Genomic DNA, 16,858 nt, shown 5'->3' with positions numbered 1-16,858 from the left:
CGGAAACGATGCAAACACAACAAGAGGATCTATGGCCGAGAACAAACCTGAGCTACAGCGTGGGCTGGAGGCTCGTCACATCGAATTAATTGCCCTTGGGGGCACCATTGGCGTCGGACTGTTTATGGGGGCTGCCAGTACCCTGAAATGGGCGGGACCGTCGGTTCTTCTGGCGTATATCGTCGCTGGGTTGTTCGTCTTCTTCATCATGCGTTCCATGGGGGAGATGTTGTTCCTGGAGCCGGTCACCGGCTCATTCGCCGTTTACGCTCACCGCTACATGAGCCCCTTCTTTGGCTATCTTACCGCATGGTCATACTGGTTTATGTGGATGGCGGTGGGGATCTCGGAGATTACCGCCATTGGGGTCTACGTGCAGTTCTGGTTCCCGGAAATGGCGCAATGGATACCCGCACTGATTGCTGTTGGACTGGTTGCGTTAGCAAACCTGGCAGCAGTTCGCTTGTATGGTGAAATCGAATTCTGGTTTGCCATGATCAAAGTGACCACCATCATTGTGATGATTGTCATTGGCGTAGGGGTTATTTTCTTCGGCTTTGGTAACGGTGGTCAGGCGATCGGCTTTGGCAATTTGACCGAGCATGGCGGTTTCTTCGCGGGGGGCTGGAAAGGGTTCCTGACAGCATTGTGTATTGTTGTTGCTTCCTATCAGGGCGTGGAGCTGATCGGCATCACGGCTGGTGAAGCGAAGAACCCACAGGTCACGCTGCGTAGCGCGGTAGGTAAAGTGCTGTGGCGTATCCTGATTTTCTACGTGGGGGCGATTTTTGTTATCGTCACTATTTTCCCGTGGAATGAGATTGGCAGTAACGGCAGCCCGTTCGTTCTCACTTTTGCCAGGATTGGTATTACAGCAGCCGCTGGGATTATCAACTTTGTGGTCCTGACGGCGGCGCTATCTGGCTGTAACAGCGGGATGTACAGCTGTGGCCGTATGCTCTATGCGCTGGCAAAGAATCGCCAACTACCCGCCGCTGTTGGAAAAGTTTCGCGTCATGGCGTACCGGTTGCCGGCGTGGCCATTTCTATCGCCATCCTGCTGATTGGTTCGTGCCTGAACTACATCATTCCCAACCCGCAGCGTGTATTCGTTTATGTTTATAGCGCCAGCGTACTGCCGGGGATGGTGCCATGGTTTGTGATCCTGATAAGCCAGCTGCGTTTCCGTCAGGCCCATAAGGCGGCGATCGCCAGTCATCCTTTCCGCTCGATTTTGTTCCCGTGGGCGAATTATTTGACGATGGCGTTCCTGATTTGCGTATTAATCGGCATGTACTTTAATGAAGATACCCGAATGTCGCTGTTTGTTGGCATCGGCTTCTTACTGGCGGTGACGCTCATTTATAAGGTTTTTGGCCTGAATCGTCATGGCACAGCCCAAAAATTGCAGGAATAAGCGACAAAACGCACAAAGCGTGACCAAACGATAATTTATTTTAAAAAAGCACTAGACAGCAGACCGAGACCTCCGTAATATCCAGCCCCGCAACGGCGCTAAGCGCCCGTAGCTCAGCTGGATAGAGCGCTGCCCTCCGGAGGCAGAGGTCTCAGGTTCGAATCCTGTCGGGCGCACCATTTAGTAAGGTGCCGGAGCTGCGGTGGTTTTAATACCGCGTAAAAGATTTGCAGTGGTGGCTATAGCTCAGTTGGTAGAGCCCTGGATTGTGATTCCAGTTGTCGTGGGTTCGAATCCCATTAGCCACCCCATTAATTTAAAGTTGTGAAATGCGAAGGTGGCGGAATTGGTAGACGCGCTAGCTTCAGGTGTTAGTGTCCTTAGGATGTGGGGGTTCGAGTCCCCCCCCTCGCACCACGACTTAAAGAATTGAACTAAAAATTCAAAAAGCAGTAAAACGGCGAGTAGCGCAGCTTGGTAGCGCAACTGGTTTGGGACCAGTGGGTCGGAGGTTCGAATCCTCTCTCGCCGACCAATTTTGAACCCCGCTTCGGCGGGGTTTTTTGTTTTCTGTTCTTCGCTTTTGTACCTCTTCTCCCCCAAATGTCATGAAGTCCTAAAAAGCCGCAATCCCTGGTTTTTACAGTGCAATCACCGCATACGCTGTGTAATAATATGCGTGTAGATGCTCATTCCATCTCTTATGTTCGCCATCAGGCCTCATAAACTCAGGAATGATGCAGAGCCGTTTACGGTGCTTATCGTCCACTGACAGATGTCGCTTTAGCTTCATCAAACACCATGGACATAACGTTGAGTGAAGCACCCATTTATGTTGTCATACAGACCTGTTTAACGCCTGCTCCTTACCGAGCGGGCGTTTTTTTATGCATAAACAAAATCCTTCGAGCTGCTTCTCGAATGATTTTGCGTATACGATTGAAAAATATGTAAGCCCGGTAAGCGAAAGCGTCACCGGGCATTCAGGAGTTACTGCGGGGGATTGTTGTTCTGCAGTGTCAACATCAAGCCATCACGACGCAGGGTGGCGGCTTCTTCCGGCTGATGCAGCCTGTCCAGTGCGTCGGCAAGCCAGGCGTAGTCGTATGCATCCGGGCGTTGTTTAAGCGCGGCACGGAAGGCGAGCGTAGCTTCCTGCCATTCACCGTGCTTCATCAATGACTGACCAAGCGTACTCCACAGCAGTGGGCGGTCGCCCACCACTTTAATTTGCTGGCGCAGTACTTTTTCTATCTGTTCCGGGTTGTTGGTTTTCAGACGTGGGATCGGCAGCACCAGGCGGTCGTCATACTGACGTTTCAGACCATCGATGATGATTTGCTGTGCCGTATCGTGATCGTCACACTCAATCAGATGTTCTGCCATCGCCACCTGCAGGGCAACCTGATGACGAGTCTTACGGCTCTGGTTTTTCCACCATGCGCGTAATCCCTCGCTGCCCTGATCGGCGCGAACCTGATCCATCAGACCCACCCATGCCTGCTGTTCCAGCATCGCACGGTGCTCGTCATCACCCACATGCGCTTTCGCCATTGATGGAATGATATCCAGCAAAGAACTCCATGCGCCGGTGCGAATATAAGCCTGTTCAGCCAGGCGCAAGACTTCCGGATGACGTGGCGTCACTTCCAGCAGTTTGTCTACGCTGTGGCGTGCGGCATGGTTTTCATTACGCGCCAGCTGCAAACGAACACGGGCTATTTCGACTGGGATCGTATCATTTCCGGCGAGTTCGGCTGCGCGTTCAAGGTGTTGATTAGCGCGAGCTTCATCACCACGCTGCTGAGCCGCTTCTGCCGCCAACAGGTAATTCACCACCGGCTGTTCTGCGTGATCGGCATTTTTTGACATCAGCTTTTCAACCTGCTGATAGTCGCCTTCTGCCAGTTTAAGCAGCGCCTGCTCGGTCTGTTTACGCGCACGACGGCGTTTACGCCCCACGAACCAGCCGCGGGTATGCGCACCAGTACGGAATATACGGCGCAGCAGCCACTCAATCGCAAAAAGAATGACCATCGCGACGATCAGAATGATCACCAGACCCGTCACGCTGGTTTCGATGTTGTAGTTATCCGTCTGGATCAGCACGTAGCCCTGATGACCGGCTATCATCGGACCGACGACGATCCCGGCGATCAACAGCACAAAGAGCAACAATACTTTTAGCATCATTATTCTCCCTGCGGCGCGGCTGCCGGAGCATCTGCCTGAGGTACTGGTGCAGGTGCGGCTTCAGCCGGTGATGTGGATGGCTGGGCCAGCAAATTACGCACGCGAGTCTGCATTAGCTTCTCAAGAATAACCTGGCTCTGAAGCGTTTCCGGTACGTCCATGCTGATGCTTTGCTGGCTCAGTTGATCGACCTCTTCAAGGAACGCTTTTGTCGCCGCATCGTCAGTGTCGTAATAGGCGCGAACCCACGTGGAGACATTTTCCAGCGCCTGGCGGTATGTTTCTTCCTGATGGCGAGGTACGGCTTGCGCCGCCACTAGCAGGCGTGAACGGATGTTCTCACGTAAGTAAACATCCTGGTTTGGCGCCAGTAGCGGGACGGCGGTTTCATCACGACGGCGAATGGTGATAAAACTGTCCATAAAGTTCTGCCAGCTTTTTTGCAGATTGACGCGCCATTCGCTAATGGAACTGGAAAGCTCGCTGCTGTCAGAATCCATCGGTGAATCATCGGTATCGTTATCAGCCAGACGCAGGTTATCAATTTGGTTAGCGAGCTGGTTTACCTTGAGGATAATGCCATCATAGTCGACCTGAGTTACCGCAGAGAGGCTGGCGATATCGTCGGTAATCGCGCGACGAGCGGCAATTAAACTGGGGTCATTCATGTCAGCCAGGCTGGCGTCGGCGCTTTTCAGCAACGCTGCGGCGGTGGTAACGTCCTGATCGCTCCATAATTTACGCCCCGCCAGTTTCACCAGAAAATCGGCCTGCGCCAGTAGCCAGGTTTTGGCATCGCTTCCGGAGATAGTGGCGATTTTTTGCTGAACCTCATCAAGCTGTTTGGCCAGCGCAGTCTGCTGGCGATTGGCTTCATCCAGCTGTGTTGCCTGCTGCTTAATAATGCCTTCCAGCTCGGTCTTTTGGGTTTCTTGCGCTTTTTGCAGCGCCATGAGCTGGTTTGCCAGCGCATCACTGGTTGCTGTCTGCGTAGTGGCCTGCTGTTTTCCCCAGCCATACAGCCCCACACCTGCCGCCAGCGCAATAGCAATCGCCACCGCGCTCAGAATCAGCGCCGTGCTGTTCTTACTCTTTTTTTCAGTATTGACTGGCTGTGATGTGGTTTCCACGGCCTCCCTGGTCTCTTCAACCACGGCGGAGGTTTTTTCTTGTTCCGTCATTATGGCATCCCATTATGAGAGTTATTGTAATGCGCGTAGCAGCGCATCGTTGTCAGCGTTATCAGCGACCTTAATATCTTGCCAGCCCAGTTCCCGGGCGAGGTGCGCCAGACGCTCACTGACGACCAGCAGCCGACAGCGTAGTAACCAGTGCTCACGATACCATTGCGGAATGAGCGACCAGAGCTGTTGTAGCATCTCTCCGCTGGTGACAACCAGCGTGGTCACGCCGCGAGATTGCCAGCGAATCGCTTCCTCTGCGCCATCGTAATGTTTTGCACTGCGTTGATAACATTCACAAAAATCGACATCAGCTCCGCGTGCTGTCAGGGTTTCACCTATTAGCTCGCGGCCACCGTTGCCGCGTAATATCAGTGCGCGTTTTCCCGCAATATTTTGTAATTCAGGTAATTGTAGCAAGACTTCGCTGATTTCCCGATCCAGAGGGTAGTGAATATTGCATCCGCTCACGGTGTGTAACGCCAGCGCCGTTGTACGGCCGATGGCAAAATAGTGCGGGAGAGTGGACCAACTTACCCCTTGCCGCTGAAGCTCGGCATCGGCAAAGGTGACGGCGTGCTGCGAGAGTGCGAAGACCAGATCGTTTTCGGTGAGCGCCGAAAGACGGGGGGCAAGCGTTGGCAGTTCCCGGCCCGGCGCGAACTCAATAAGCGGAAAGCTCCAGGCCACCTGCCCCAGTGTGCGCAGACGGCTCACTAACTCTTCCCCAGTGGGAGACGGGCGGGTGACCAGAATACTCATGCGGGGGCATCTCCGTTATAAACTTCAGCCAGAATGGCGCGCGCACCGTTCTCCAGCAGTTCTTCTGCCAGAGATATACCCATTTTTTCCGCATCCTGCGCGGCGCCGCGACGTTCTCCGCATACCATCTGCGAACCGTCAGGCGCGCCAACCAGCGCTCGTAGCCAAATCTCACCGTTGATGAGTTCGGCATAACTGCCGATGGGCACCTGACATCCCCCTTCCAGGCGGGTGTTCATGGCACGTTCGGCTTTGACGCGTAGCGCAGTTTCTTCATGGTTGAGCGGCGCTAACAGCGCCTGAGTGCGCATGTCATCCAGTCGACATTCTATGCCAACTGCGCCTTGTCCGACCGCAGGCAGGGAGACTTCTGGCGGCAGAGCAGTACGGATTCGCGACTCCAGTCCTAAGCGTTTTAATCCGGCGACCGCCAGAATAATCGCGTCGTAGTCGCCGTTATCCAGTTTGCTCAGGCGAGTGCCTACGTTGCCGCGCAGCGAACGGATGATGAGGTCCGGACGACGCTTCGCCAACTGGCACTGGCGACGTAAGCTGGACGTTCCAACGATGCTACCTGCCGGGAGTTCATCCAGCGTGTTGTACTTATTGGAGACAAAAGCATCACGCGGATCTTCACGCTCGCAAATGGTGACCAGTCCAAGACCGTCAGGGAATTCAACCGGCACATCCTTCATGGAGTGCACGGCGATATCGGCGCGTTTTTCCAGTAGTGCGACTTCCAGCTCTTTAACAAACAAACCTTTACCCCCGACTTTTGCCAGTGGGGTATCCAGAATCACGTCGCCACGGGTCACCATGGGAACCAGTTCCACGATCAGACCGGGGTGGTTTGCCATTAAGGCGTCTTTGACATAATGTGCCTGCCAGAGCGCAAGGGGGCTTTGGCGTGTGGCAATTCTCAAAACATTGTCTAACATGCTTGTTACCGTCATTATCAATCATTGACCATCCTAACATCCTTATCAAAGGGATGTCAGCGTTACGCTCAAACGTAAGTGAGAGGAAAAGGCGCTGCATCATCACTGGCAGTGATTAATGACGAGAAACCTCCCGACCGTATGAAGGAATTTACACGTAACGAACGGTGCTACACTTGTAAGTAGCGCATCTTTCTTTACGGTCAATGAGCAAGGTGTTAAATTGATCACGTTTTAGACCATTTTTTCATCTGTAACTAATAAAAGTGCAGGTGAAAAAGGTAACGGTTATTTTTGACATACGGTTTATCCGGATTGATAACGAGGGTGGTGAGCGTTTGCGCCGCCGCTATCGACACCATGACGGATGCAACATCAGGCGATACGTCTTGTACCTCTATATTGAGACTCTGAAACAGAGACTGGATGCCATAAATCAACTGCGTGTGGATCGCGCGCTTGCTGCCATGGGACCTGCCTTCCAGCAGGTATACAGTCTGCTGCCGACATTATTGCACTACCACCACCCACTGATGCCGGGTTACCTCGATGGTAACGTTCCCAAAGGCATATGCTTTTACACGCCTGATGAAACCCAACGCCACTACCTGAATGAGCTGGAACTGTACCGCGGTATGTCGCCGCAGGATCCCCCAAAGGGCGAACTGCCGATCACCGGCGTTTACTCGATGGGCAGTACCTCTTCGGTAGGGCAGAGCTGTTCGTCTGACCTTGATATCTGGGTCTGCCATCAATCCTGGCTGGATAGCGAAGAGCGCCAGTTGCTGCAGCGTAAATGTAGCCTGCTGGAAAGTTGGGCCGCGTCGCTGGGCGTGGAAGTCAGTTTCTTCCTGATTGACGAAAACCGTTTCCGTCACAATGAAAGCGGCAGTCTGGGTGGTGAAGACTGTGGCTCGACGCAGCATATTCTGCTGCTTGATGAATTCTATCGCACCGCTGTGCGCCTCGCGGGTAAACGTATTCTGTGGAATATGGTGCCGGGCGACGAAGAAGAGCATTACGACGATTACGTCATGACGCTCTACGCACAAGGGGTGCTAACGCCAAACGAATGGTTGGATCTCGGCGGGCTCAGTTCGCTCTCTGCCGAAGAGTATTTTGGCGCCAGCCTCTGGCAGCTGTACAAGAGTATCGACTCCCCGTACAAAGCGGTGCTGAAAACGCTGCTGCTGGAAGCCTATTCCTGGGAATACCCCAATCCACGCCTGTTGGCGAAAGACATTAAACAGCGCCTGCACGACGGCGAGATTGTCTCTTTTGGTCTCGACCCATACTGCATGATGCTGGAGCGCGTGACCGAATACCTCACGGCGATCGAAGACCCGACGCGTCTGGATTTAGTGCGTCGATGTTTCTACTTAAAAGTCTGTGAGAAACTGAGCCGTGAACGCGCCTGCGTGGGCTGGCGTCGTGAAGTATTAAGTCAGTTAGTGACAGAGTGGGGTTGGGATGAAGCCCGTCTGACCATGCTGGATAATCGCGCTAACTGGAAAATTGACCAGGTACGCGAAGCGCACAACGAACTGCTCGACGCAATGATGCAGAGCTATCGTAATTTGATCCGCTTTGCGCGCCGTAACAATCTTAGCGTCAGCGCCAGTCCGCAGGATATTGGCGTGCTGACCCGTAAGCTGTATGCCGCATTTGAAGCCTTGCCCGGCAAAGTGACGCTGGTGAACCCGCAGATCTCACCGGATCTCTCAGAACCCAATCTGACCTTTATCCACGTGCCGCCAGGTCGCGCTAACCGTTCGGGTTGGTATCTCTACAACCGCGCGCCTAACATGGATTCGATCATCAGCCATCAGCCGCTGGAATATAACCGCTACCTCAATAAGCTGGTAGCGTGGGCGTGGTTTAACGGTCTGCTGACCTCGCGTACGCATTTGTTTATTAAGGGTAACGGTATTGTCGACTTGCCGAAGCTGCAGGAGATGGTCGCTGATGTGTCGCACCACTTCCCGCTGCGTCTGCCGGCACCGACGCCGAAAGCGCTCTATAGCCCGTGCGAAATTCGTCATCTGGCGATTATCGTTAACCTCGAATATGACCCGACGGCGGCGTTTCGCAATCAGGTGGTGCATTTTGATTTCCGTAAGCTGGATGTCTTCAGCTTTGGCGAAGAGCAAAATTGTCTGGTGGGTAGCGTAGACCTGCTGTATCGCAACTCGTGGAATGAAGTGCGAACCCTGCACTTCAACGGCGAGCAGGCGATGATTGAAGCGTTAAAAACGATTCTGGGCAAAATGCATCAGGATGCCGCGCCGCCGGATAGCGTCGAGGTCTTCTGCTATAGCCAGCATCTGCGCGGTTTAATTCGTACTCGCGTACAGCAACTGGTGTCTGAGTGCATCGAATTACGCCTGTCCAGTACGCGCCAGGAAACCGGACGCTTTAAAGCACTGCGTGTTTCCGGCCAGACATGGGGACTGTTCTTCGAACGTCTGAACGTCTCGGTACAGAAGCTGGAAAACGCGATTGAATTCTATGGCGCGATTTCACATAACAAACTGCACGGGCTTTCCGTCCAGGTTGAAACCAACCATGTGAAACTCCCGTCGGTGGTGGACGGATTTGCCAGTGAAGGGATCATTCAGTTCTTTTTCGAAGAAACGGGTGATGAGCAGGGCTTTAACATCTACATTCTGGACGAGAGTAACCGGGTCGAGGTGTATCACCACTGTGAAGGTAGCAAAGAGGAACTGGTACGCGACGTCAGCCGTTTCTATTCATCGTCGCACGATCGCTTCACTTACGGCTCCAGTTTTATCAACTTTAACCTGCCGCAGTTTTATCAGATTGTGAAAACTGACGGGCGCGCGCAGGTGATCCCGTTCCGCACCCAGCCGATTAGTCCAGTCCCGCAAACCAGTCAGGATAACGACACGCCGCTGTTGCAGCAGTATTTTTCGTGAACATGATGCCGGATGCCGGTGTAAACACCTTATCCGGCAATCACACTTAGCGGAAGCTCACCTCTTCACCTGCCTGCTGCGTTGCCGCCTGTTCCAGCAGATCCCAGAACGTTTCGCCGCTGCGATCGCAGATCCACTCGTCGCCTTTCAGATCAAAGTGGTAGCCGCCCTGTTTGGTCGCCAGCCACACCTGGTGCAGCGGCTCCTGACGGTTAATGATAATTTTACTGCCGTTTTCGAAGCTGATGGTCAGCACGCCGCCGTTGATTTCACAATCGATATCGCTGTCGCCGTCCCAGTCGTCCAGGCGTTCTTCAATGGTCATCCACAGGGTGTCGGCAAGGCGATGAAATTCACTGTCGTTCATTTTTTTATCCTGTTTTTCGTGATGGTCGCAGTATAACGCGGAATAAATCACGTTGCAGTTTTTAGCCAAACTCTTGCTTTTACGCCTTCTCCTGCGATGATAGAAAACAGAAAGCATGAACTTACAGGCAATCCATAATGAAAAACGTGTTTCAGGCACTCGCTGTACTTTTTACACTGTTCAGCCTGACGGGCTGTGGTCTGAAGGGACCTCTCTATTTCCCGCCAGCAGACAAAAACGCGCCGCCTCCGACGAAGAGCATTCAGTCACCAGCACAATCTACGACGCCAGATAAAAACGATCGTGGAATCAGTGATGGACCTTCTCAGGTGAATTACTGACGGTAAGTTTCTGTACCCGCGTGAACGGAGTAAACAATGCAATTCTCTAAAATGCATGGCCTTGGCAACGATTTTATGGTCGTCGACGCGGTAACGCAGAATGTCTTTTTCTCACCCGAGCTGATCCGCCGCCTGGCCGACAGACATCTCGGCGTTGGATTTGATCAACTGCTGGTGGTTGAGCCTCCGTACGATCCGGAGCTGGATTTCCACTACCGTATTTTTAATGCCGACGGCAGTGAAGTGTCACAGTGTGGCAATGGCGCCCGCTGTTTTGCCCGCTTTGTTCGCCTGAAAGGGCTGACCAATAAGCGCGATATTCGCGTCAGTACTGCGAATGGCCGGATGGTATTAAGCGTAACGGATGATGAGCTGGTGCGGGTCAACATGGGTGAACCCAACTTTGAACCCTCGCAGGTCCCTTTTCGTGCCAATAAAGCAGAGAAGACCTATATTATGCGAGTGGCCGAGCAGACAGTATTGTGCGGCGTAGTTTCAATGGGGAATCCGCACTGCGTGATTCAGGTTGATGATGTTGATACGGCCACGGTAGAAACATTGGGACCGGTTCTGGAAAGTCACGAGCGCTTCCCTGAACGCGCCAATATCGGCTTCATGCAAGTGGTCAAGCGTGAGCATATTCGACTGCGTGTTTATGAGCGCGGGGCGGGTGAAACGCAGGCCTGCGGCAGCGGGGCGTGCGCCGCTGTTGCGGTTGGTATTCAGCAGGGTCTGCTGGCAGATGAAGTGAGGGTGGAATTACCGGGCGGTCGACTTGATATCGCCTGGAAAGGTCCGGGTCATCCGTTATATATGACTGGCCCGGCGGCACATGTCTACGACGGATTTATTCACTTATGAAGCAACCAGGGGAAGAACTACAGGAAACGCTCATGGAACTGGACGACCGGGCGGTCGTCGATTATCTGCAACGTAATCCTGAGTTTTTTATCCGTAATGCTCAAGCGGTTGAAGCGATGCGCGTCCCGCACCCGGTGCGGGGCACGGTCTCTTTAGTTGAATGGCATATGGCTCGGGCACGCAATCATATCAACGTGCTGGAAGAGAACATGGCGCTGTTGATGGAACAAGCGAATGCCAACGAAAGCCTGTTCTATCGACTGTTAAATCTGCAAGGACGACTGGTGTCCGCGAACAGTCTCGACGACATGCTGATGCGACTTCATCGCTGGGCGCGTGAGTTAGGGCTGGCGGGAGCGACGGTTCGTCTGTTCCCGGATCGCTGGCGACTTGGCGCGCCATCAAAATTCACCCATCTGGCATTAAGCCGTCAGGCTTTTGAACCGTTGCGTATCCAGCGTCTGGGTCAGTCGCAGCACTATCTTGGGCCGCTTAATGGCCCGGAATTGCTGGTGATGATGCCGGAGGCGAAAGCCATAGGCTCAGTCGCGATGTCGATGCTCGGGCAGGATGGATCCCTTGGCGTGATGCTGTTCAGCAGTCGTGATGTTAATCATTACCAGCAGGGGCAAGGCACGCAATTGCTGCAGGAAATCTCGCTGATGTTGCCGGAGCTGCTGGAGCGCTGGATTGAACGCGTATGACCGATTCACCCCTTTCTCAGGATGTGGCGCGCTTTTTGCGCTATCTGGGCGTTGAGCGCCAGCTTAGCCCGATCACATTGCTTAATTATCAGCGTCAGCTTGATGCCATCATCGCGTTAGCCGGTGAAACCGGTCTGCAAAGCTGGCAGCAGTGTGATGCGCTCATGGTTCGTAGTTTTGCCGTGCGCAGTCGCCGTAAAGGGTTGGGACCGGCGAGCCTGGCTTTGCGCCTGTCTGCGCTGCGCAGTTTCTTCGACTGGATGGTCAGTCAGGGCGAGCTGAACGCCAATCCGGCAAAAAGCGTTTCCGCACCCAAAGCGCCGCGCCATTTACCCAAAAATATCGACGTCGACGACGTTAATCGCCTGCTGGATATCGATCTCAACGATCCCCTCGCCGTGCGCGACCGTGCGATGCTGGAAGTGATGTACGGTGCCGGGCTGCGTTTATCTGAACTGGTTGGGCTGGATATTAAACATCTCGATCTCGACACCGGCGAAGTGTGGGTGATGGGCAAGGGCAGTAAAGAGCGCCGCCTGCCGATTGGCCGCAATGCGGTGGCGTGGATTGAGCACTGGCTGGATCTGCGCGGGCTATTTGGCAGCGATGACGATGCGCTATTTCTGTCAAAACTGGGCAAACGCATCTCTGCGCGGAACGTGCAGAAACGCTTTGCTGAATGGGGTATCAAGCAGGGGCTGAACAGCCACGTACATCCCCACAAACTACGCCACTCCTTTGCGACGCATATGCTGGAGTCGAGCGGCGATCTGCGCGGAGTGCAGGAGTTATTGGGTCATGCCAATCTCTCCACAACCCAAATCTATACCCATCTTGATTTTCAACACCTGGCTTCAGTGTACGATGCGGCGCATCCGCGCGCCAAACGGGGGAAATAATGCGTTTTTACCGGCCTTTGGGGCGCATTTCTGCGCTCACCTTTGACCTTGATGACACCCTTTACGATAACCGTCCCGTTATCACACGCACCGAGCAGGAAGCGCTCGCGTTTGTACAGAATTACCATCCGGCGTTGAATTCGCTGCAAAATAGCGACCTCCAGCGCTTGCGTCAGGCCGTTCGCGACGCCGAGCCGGAAATCTACCACGATGTTACCCAATGGCGTCACCGTGCCGTAGAGCGCGCTATGCTGGAAGCGGGTTTGTCAGCGGCAGAAGCCAGAATGGGGGCGAATGCGGCGATGATGAATTTTGCCAAATGGCGTAGCCGCATTGAAGTCCCGCAGACGACGCATGACACGCTGAAAGCGCTGGCCCGCAAATGGCCGCTGGTGGCGATTACCAACGGTAACGCGCAGCCGGAACTGTTTGGCCTGGGTGATTACTTTGAGTTTGTGCTGCGCGCCGGTCCCGACGGACGATCAAAACCGTTCAGCGACATGTACGCGCTGGCGGCGAAAAAACTGAACATGCCTGTGGGTGAGATCCTGCATGTGGGTGATGACCTGACGACAGACGTCGCGGGCGCCATCCGTTGTGGTATGCAGGCCTGCTGGATCAAACCGGAAAATGCCGACCTGATGCACACCGCAGACAGTCGTTTGCTGCCGCATATCGAAATTTCACAGTTGGCATCTCTGACCTCGCTGATATAATCATCAGCAACTCTGTATAAATTCCCAGTGTATTTCTGGGACTCTTTTTTTTCCGGCGGTGCCAATGGACGTTTCTTACCTGCTCGATAGCCTCAATGACGAACAGCGCCAGGCTGTGGCCGCGCCACGCAGCAACATGTTGGTTCTGGCAGGCGCGGGGAGTGGTAAAACGCGCGTGCTTGTGCACCGTATCGCCTGGTTACTGACGGTAGAGAACAACTCGCCGTACTCAATTATGGCGGTAACCTTTACCAACAAAGCGGCGGCGGAAATGCGCCACCGTATTGGTCAGATCATGGGAACCAGCCAGGGCGGTATGTGGGTGGGTACGTTCCACGGTCTGGCGCACCGTCTGCTGCGCGCGCACCATATGGATGCCAACCTGCCGCAGGATTTCCAGATCCTCGACAGCGAAGACCAATTGCGTCTGCTCAAGCGCCTGATCAAGGCGATGAACCTGGATGAGAAGCAGTGGCCGCCGCGTCAGGCGATGTGGTTTATCAATAGCCAGAAAGACGAAGGGCTGCGTCCGCACCACCTGCAAAGCTACGGTAACCCGGTTGAACAAACCTGGCAGAAGGTTTATCAAGCCTATCAGGAAGCGTGTGACCGCGCCGGGTTGGTGGATTTCGCCGAGCTGCTGCTGCGCGCCCATGAACTGTGGCTCAACAAACCGCATATCCTGCAGCACTATCGCGAACGCTTTACCAATATCCTGGTGGACGAATTCCAGGACACCAACAACATTCAATACGCCTGGATCCGCCTGCTGGCGGGCGATACCGGTAAAGTGATGATCGTGGGTGATGACGACCAGTCGATCTACGGCTGGCGCGGGGCGCAGGTGGAAAACATCCAGCGCTTCCTCACCGATTTCCCGGGCGCAGAAACCATTCGCCTCGAGCAGAATTACCGCTCGACCAACAATATCCTCAGCGCAGCTAACGCCCTGATTGAGAACAACAACGGGCGTCTGGGTAAAAAGCTGTGGACCGACGGCGTCGATGGTGAACCGATCTCGCTGTACTGCGCGTTCAACGAGCTCGATGAAGCGCGCTTTGTCGTTAACCGCATTAAGACCTGGCAGGACAACGGTGGTGCGCTGGAGCAATGCGCTATTCTTTATCGCAGCAACGCCCAGTCGCGCGTGCTGGAAGAGGCATTGTTACAGGCCAGCATGCCGTATCGGATTTATGGCGGGATGCGCTTCTTCGAACGCCAGGAAATCAAAGATGCTCTCTCCTATCTGCGCCTGATCGCTAACCGTAATGATGACGCGGCGTTTGAGCGCGTAGTAAATACGCCGACGCGCGGGATTGGCGATCGTACTTTAGATGTCGTGCGTCAGACCTCCCGTGACCGCCAGCTAACGTTGTGGCAGGCTTGTCGTGAGCTGTTGCAGGAAAAAGCCCTCGCGGGGCGCGCTGCCAGCGCCTTACAGCGTTTTATGGAGCTGATTGACGCACTGGCCCAGGAGACCGCCGATATGCCGCTGCACGTGCAAACTGACCGGGTGATTAAAGACTCCGGGCTGCGCATGATGTACGAGCAGGAAAAAGGCGAGAAGGGCCAGACGCGTATCGAAAACTTAGACGAACTGGTGACGGCAACGCGCCAGTTCAGCTACAACGAAGAAGATGAAGACTTAATGCCGCTGCAGGCATTCCTGTCTCACGCCGCGCTGGAAGCGGGCGAAGGGCAGGCGGATACCTGGCAGGATGCGGTTCAGCTGATGACCCTGCACTCGGCGAAAGGTCTGGAGTTCCCGCAGGTGTTTATCGTCGGCATGGAAGAAGGCATGTTCCCCAGCCAGATGTCGCTGGACGAAGGCGGACGTCTCGAAGAGGAACGCCGCCTTGCCTACGTCGGCGTGACCCGCGCAATGCAAAAGCTGACGCTGACCTACGCCGAAACGCGTCGTCTGTACGGCAAAGAGGTTTACCATCGCCCGTCGCGCTTTATTGGTGAACTGCCGGAAACGTGTGTTGAAGAGGTACGTCTGCGCGCCACGGTCAGCCGTCCGGTGAGCCATCAGCGAATGGGCACGCCAATGGCGGAAAATGATACCGGCTATAAGCTTGGCCAGCGGGTGCGCCATGCCAAGTTTGGCGAGGGCACCATTGTCAATCTGGAAGGCAGCGGCGAGCACAGTCGTTTGCAGGTTGCGTTCCAGGGGCAGGGGATCAAATGGCTGGTGGCGGCCTATGCCCGACTGGAAACGGTATAACTTTCAGAAAAATATCATTATTTTGTAACGATCTGCTAGCCTTACTGATGAGCAGGTAATTTATCCAGGCTAGCGTTTCGTTGCGTGTTGACGTCAAAATTTTGCTGGCGTAACATGCGCGCACGATTACGCTAAGAGGACATTCGCCTTGGACACACCCAGTAGATACTGGCTCATTATCCTGTCATCCAGGATCAACTCCTAAGGCTATCCCTTTTTGCTGATAGCCTTCGCGGTTGTCAGCGACCTTCTGTTTTTTCCCGTCGCGCTGAGTCAGGCTGTTTAATGGTCTGAAACCCAATTTGTTTCTGTGTGCCCTCCGAACTGTCCGATAATTTTTTGCATTGGGAGTCCCGGTCATGCTGAGCGCATTTCAACTGGAAAACAATCGTTTAACTCGCCTTGAGGCAGACGAGATCGAGCACCTGGCCAGTTCGGTTTGGGTCGATTTAGTCGAGCCGGATGACGAAGAACGAAACCGTGTGCAAAAGGACTTGGGCCAGAATCTGGCTACGCGCCCTGAACTGGAAGACATCGAAGCATCCGCGCGTTTTTTTGAAGACGAAGACGGTCTGCACATTCACTCCTTCTTCTTTTATGAAGACGCCGACGATCACGCGGGTAACTCAACCGTCGCATTTACTATTCGCGAAGGCCGTCTGTTTACCCTGCGCGAGCGCGAATTGCCGGCCTTTCGCCTGTACCGCATGCGTGCGCGTAACCAGGCGATGGTGGATGGCAATGCCTACGAGCTGTTGCTCGACCTGTTCGAAACCAAAATTGAACAGCTGGCGGATGAGATCGAAAACATCTACAGCGACCTGGAAAAACTCAGCCGTGTGATCATGGAAGGGCGTCAGGGCGATGAATATGACGAAGCGCTGTCGACGCTGGCGGAACTGGAAGATATCGGCTGGAAGGTACGTCTGTGTCTGATGGATACCCAGCGCGCACTGAATTTCCTGGTGCGTAAAGCGCGGTTGCCGGGCAGTCAGCTGGAGCAGGCGCGTGAGATCCTGCGCGATATCGAATCTCTGCTGCCGCACAATGAATCGCTGTTCCAGAAGGTTAACTTCCTGATGCAGGCGGCGATGGGTTTTATCAACATCGAGCAGAACCGCATCATCAAGATCTTCTCGGTGGTCTCCGTGGTGTTCCTGCCGCCGACGCTGGTGGCTTCAAGCTACGGGATGAACTTTGAATTCATGCCGGAACTGCACTGGAGCTTCGGTTATCCTGGGGCGATTGTCTTTATGATGCTCGCCGGTCTGGCGCCGTATCTGTACTTTAAGCGCAAGAACTGGCTGTAATAGCGG

General features: G+C 54.2%; 15 protein-coding genes and 4 tRNA genes. 14 read left to right on the top strand and 5 right to left on the bottom strand.

Annotation, left to right across the window (positions count from 1 at the left end):
* Positions 1–31 precede the first annotated feature (31 nt).
* The 5 genes from thrP to EHN13_RS22580 all read left to right on the top strand — a co-directional run bounded on the left by thrP (position 32) and on the right by EHN13_RS22580 (position 1,952).
* A complete protein-coding gene (gene thrP, locus EHN13_RS22600; protein ID WP_048214071.1) occupies positions 32–1,417 on the top strand; it encodes a bifunctional threonine/serine APC transporter ThrP in 1,386 nt (461 codons plus the stop codon).
* A 102-nt stretch (positions 1,418–1,519) separates the two neighbouring features.
* Positions 1,520–1,596 (top strand) — tRNA-Arg (locus EHN13_RS22595).
* A 56-nt stretch (positions 1,597–1,652) separates the two neighbouring features.
* A tRNA-His gene (locus EHN13_RS22590) sits at positions 1,653–1,728 on the top strand.
* 20 nt (positions 1,729–1,748) lie between these two features.
* Positions 1,749–1,834 (top strand) — tRNA-Leu (locus tag EHN13_RS22585).
* 41 nt (positions 1,835–1,875) lie between these two features.
* Positions 1,876–1,952, top strand: a tRNA-Pro gene (locus tag EHN13_RS22580).
* Positions 1,953–2,407: 455 nt separating this feature from the next.
* Here EHN13_RS22580 and hemY read toward each other — a convergent pair.
* Genes hemY through hemC form a run of 4 tightly spaced genes read right to left on the bottom strand, consistent with a single transcriptional unit; the run spans position 2,408 to position 6,491 of the window.
* Positions 2,408–3,607, bottom strand: coding sequence for a protoheme IX biogenesis protein HemY (hemY, locus tag EHN13_RS22575; protein ID WP_101743061.1), 1,200 nt, complete (start codon positions 3,605–3,607; stop codon positions 2,408–2,410).
* 2 nt (positions 3,608–3,609) lie between these two features.
* Positions 3,610–4,791 (bottom strand): uroporphyrinogen-III C-methyltransferase, encoded by a 1,182-nt coding sequence (gene hemX / locus EHN13_RS22570; protein ID WP_048214073.1) that lies wholly within the window; start codon positions 4,789–4,791, stop codon positions 3,610–3,612.
* 21 nt (positions 4,792–4,812) lie between these two features.
* Positions 4,813–5,553, bottom strand: coding sequence for a uroporphyrinogen-III synthase (gene hemD, locus EHN13_RS22565; protein ID WP_124022117.1), 741 nt, complete (start codon positions 5,551–5,553; stop codon positions 4,813–4,815).
* Positions 5,550–6,491, bottom strand: coding sequence for a hydroxymethylbilane synthase (gene hemC, locus EHN13_RS22560; RefSeq protein WP_137345892.1), 942 nt, complete (start codon positions 6,489–6,491; stop codon positions 5,550–5,552). Before hemC ends, hemD begins: the two co-directional genes overlap by 4 nt.
* Before the next feature lie 389 nt (positions 6,492–6,880).
* Between hemC and cyaA the strand changes: the two genes are divergently transcribed.
* Positions 6,881–9,427 (top strand): class I adenylate cyclase, encoded by a 2,547-nt coding sequence (cyaA, locus tag EHN13_RS22555; protein ID WP_048214075.1) that lies wholly within the window; start codon positions 6,881–6,883, stop codon positions 9,425–9,427.
* Positions 9,428–9,473: 46 nt separating this feature from the next.
* Here the strand turns inward: cyaA and cyaY are convergent, their stop codons facing one another.
* Complete coding sequence (cyaY, locus tag EHN13_RS22550) at positions 9,474–9,794, bottom strand: iron donor protein CyaY (protein ID WP_003828967.1); 321 nt, start codon at positions 9,792–9,794, stop codon at positions 9,474–9,476.
* Between the two features lie 137 nt (positions 9,795–9,931).
* On the opposite strand from cyaY, the gene lptM reads away from it, so the two are divergent.
* From lptM to corA, 8 genes are all read left to right on the top strand, one after another.
* A complete protein-coding gene (gene lptM, locus EHN13_RS22545) occupies positions 9,932–10,135 on the top strand; it encodes an LPS translocon maturation chaperone LptM (protein ID WP_005133315.1) in 204 nt (67 codons plus the stop codon).
* A gap of 36 nt (positions 10,136–10,171) precedes the next feature.
* A complete protein-coding gene (gene dapF / locus EHN13_RS22540; RefSeq protein WP_005133314.1) occupies positions 10,172–10,996 on the top strand; it encodes a diaminopimelate epimerase in 825 nt (274 codons plus the stop codon).
* Positions 10,993–11,700, top strand: a complete 708-nt coding sequence (locus EHN13_RS22535) for a DUF484 domain-containing protein (RefSeq protein ID WP_061066917.1) — start codon at positions 10,993–10,995, stop codon at positions 11,698–11,700. The genes dapF and EHN13_RS22535 overlap by 4 nt, the downstream gene beginning before the upstream one ends.
* A complete protein-coding gene (gene xerC / locus EHN13_RS22530) occupies positions 11,697–12,599 on the top strand; it encodes a tyrosine recombinase XerC (RefSeq protein ID WP_048214078.1) in 903 nt (300 codons plus the stop codon). The genes EHN13_RS22535 and xerC overlap by 4 nt, the downstream gene beginning before the upstream one ends.
* On the top strand, positions 12,599–13,315 hold the full coding sequence (gene yigB / locus EHN13_RS22525; protein WP_124022116.1) for a 5-amino-6-(5-phospho-D-ribitylamino)uracil phosphatase YigB: 717 nt from the start codon (positions 12,599–12,601) through the stop codon (positions 13,313–13,315). The genes xerC and yigB overlap by 1 nt, the downstream gene beginning before the upstream one ends.
* 64 nt (positions 13,316–13,379) lie before the next feature.
* A complete protein-coding gene (uvrD, locus tag EHN13_RS22520; protein ID WP_115601240.1) occupies positions 13,380–15,542 on the top strand; it encodes a DNA helicase II in 2,163 nt (720 codons plus the stop codon).
* Positions 15,543–15,690: 148 nt separating this feature from the next.
* Positions 15,691–15,747: a YsgD/CorL family protein gene (ysgD, locus tag EHN13_RS24410; RefSeq protein WP_212723238.1), complete on the top strand. Its 57-nt coding sequence runs from the start codon at positions 15,691–15,693 to the stop codon at positions 15,745–15,747.
* Between the two features lie 154 nt (positions 15,748–15,901).
* The gene (gene corA, locus EHN13_RS22515; protein WP_003017920.1) at positions 15,902–16,852 is read left to right on the top strand and encodes a magnesium/cobalt transporter CorA; all 951 of its coding nucleotides are present in this window, start codon (positions 15,902–15,904) and stop codon (positions 16,850–16,852) included.
* Positions 16,853–16,858 lie beyond the last annotated feature (6 nt).

Origin of the sequence: Citrobacter youngae, from assembly GCF_003818115.1 — a bacterium.
Taxonomy (GTDB): domain Bacteria; phylum Pseudomonadota; class Gammaproteobacteria; order Enterobacterales; family Enterobacteriaceae; genus Citrobacter; species Citrobacter youngae.
This window is presented reverse-complemented; position numbering and strand designations above follow the sequence as displayed.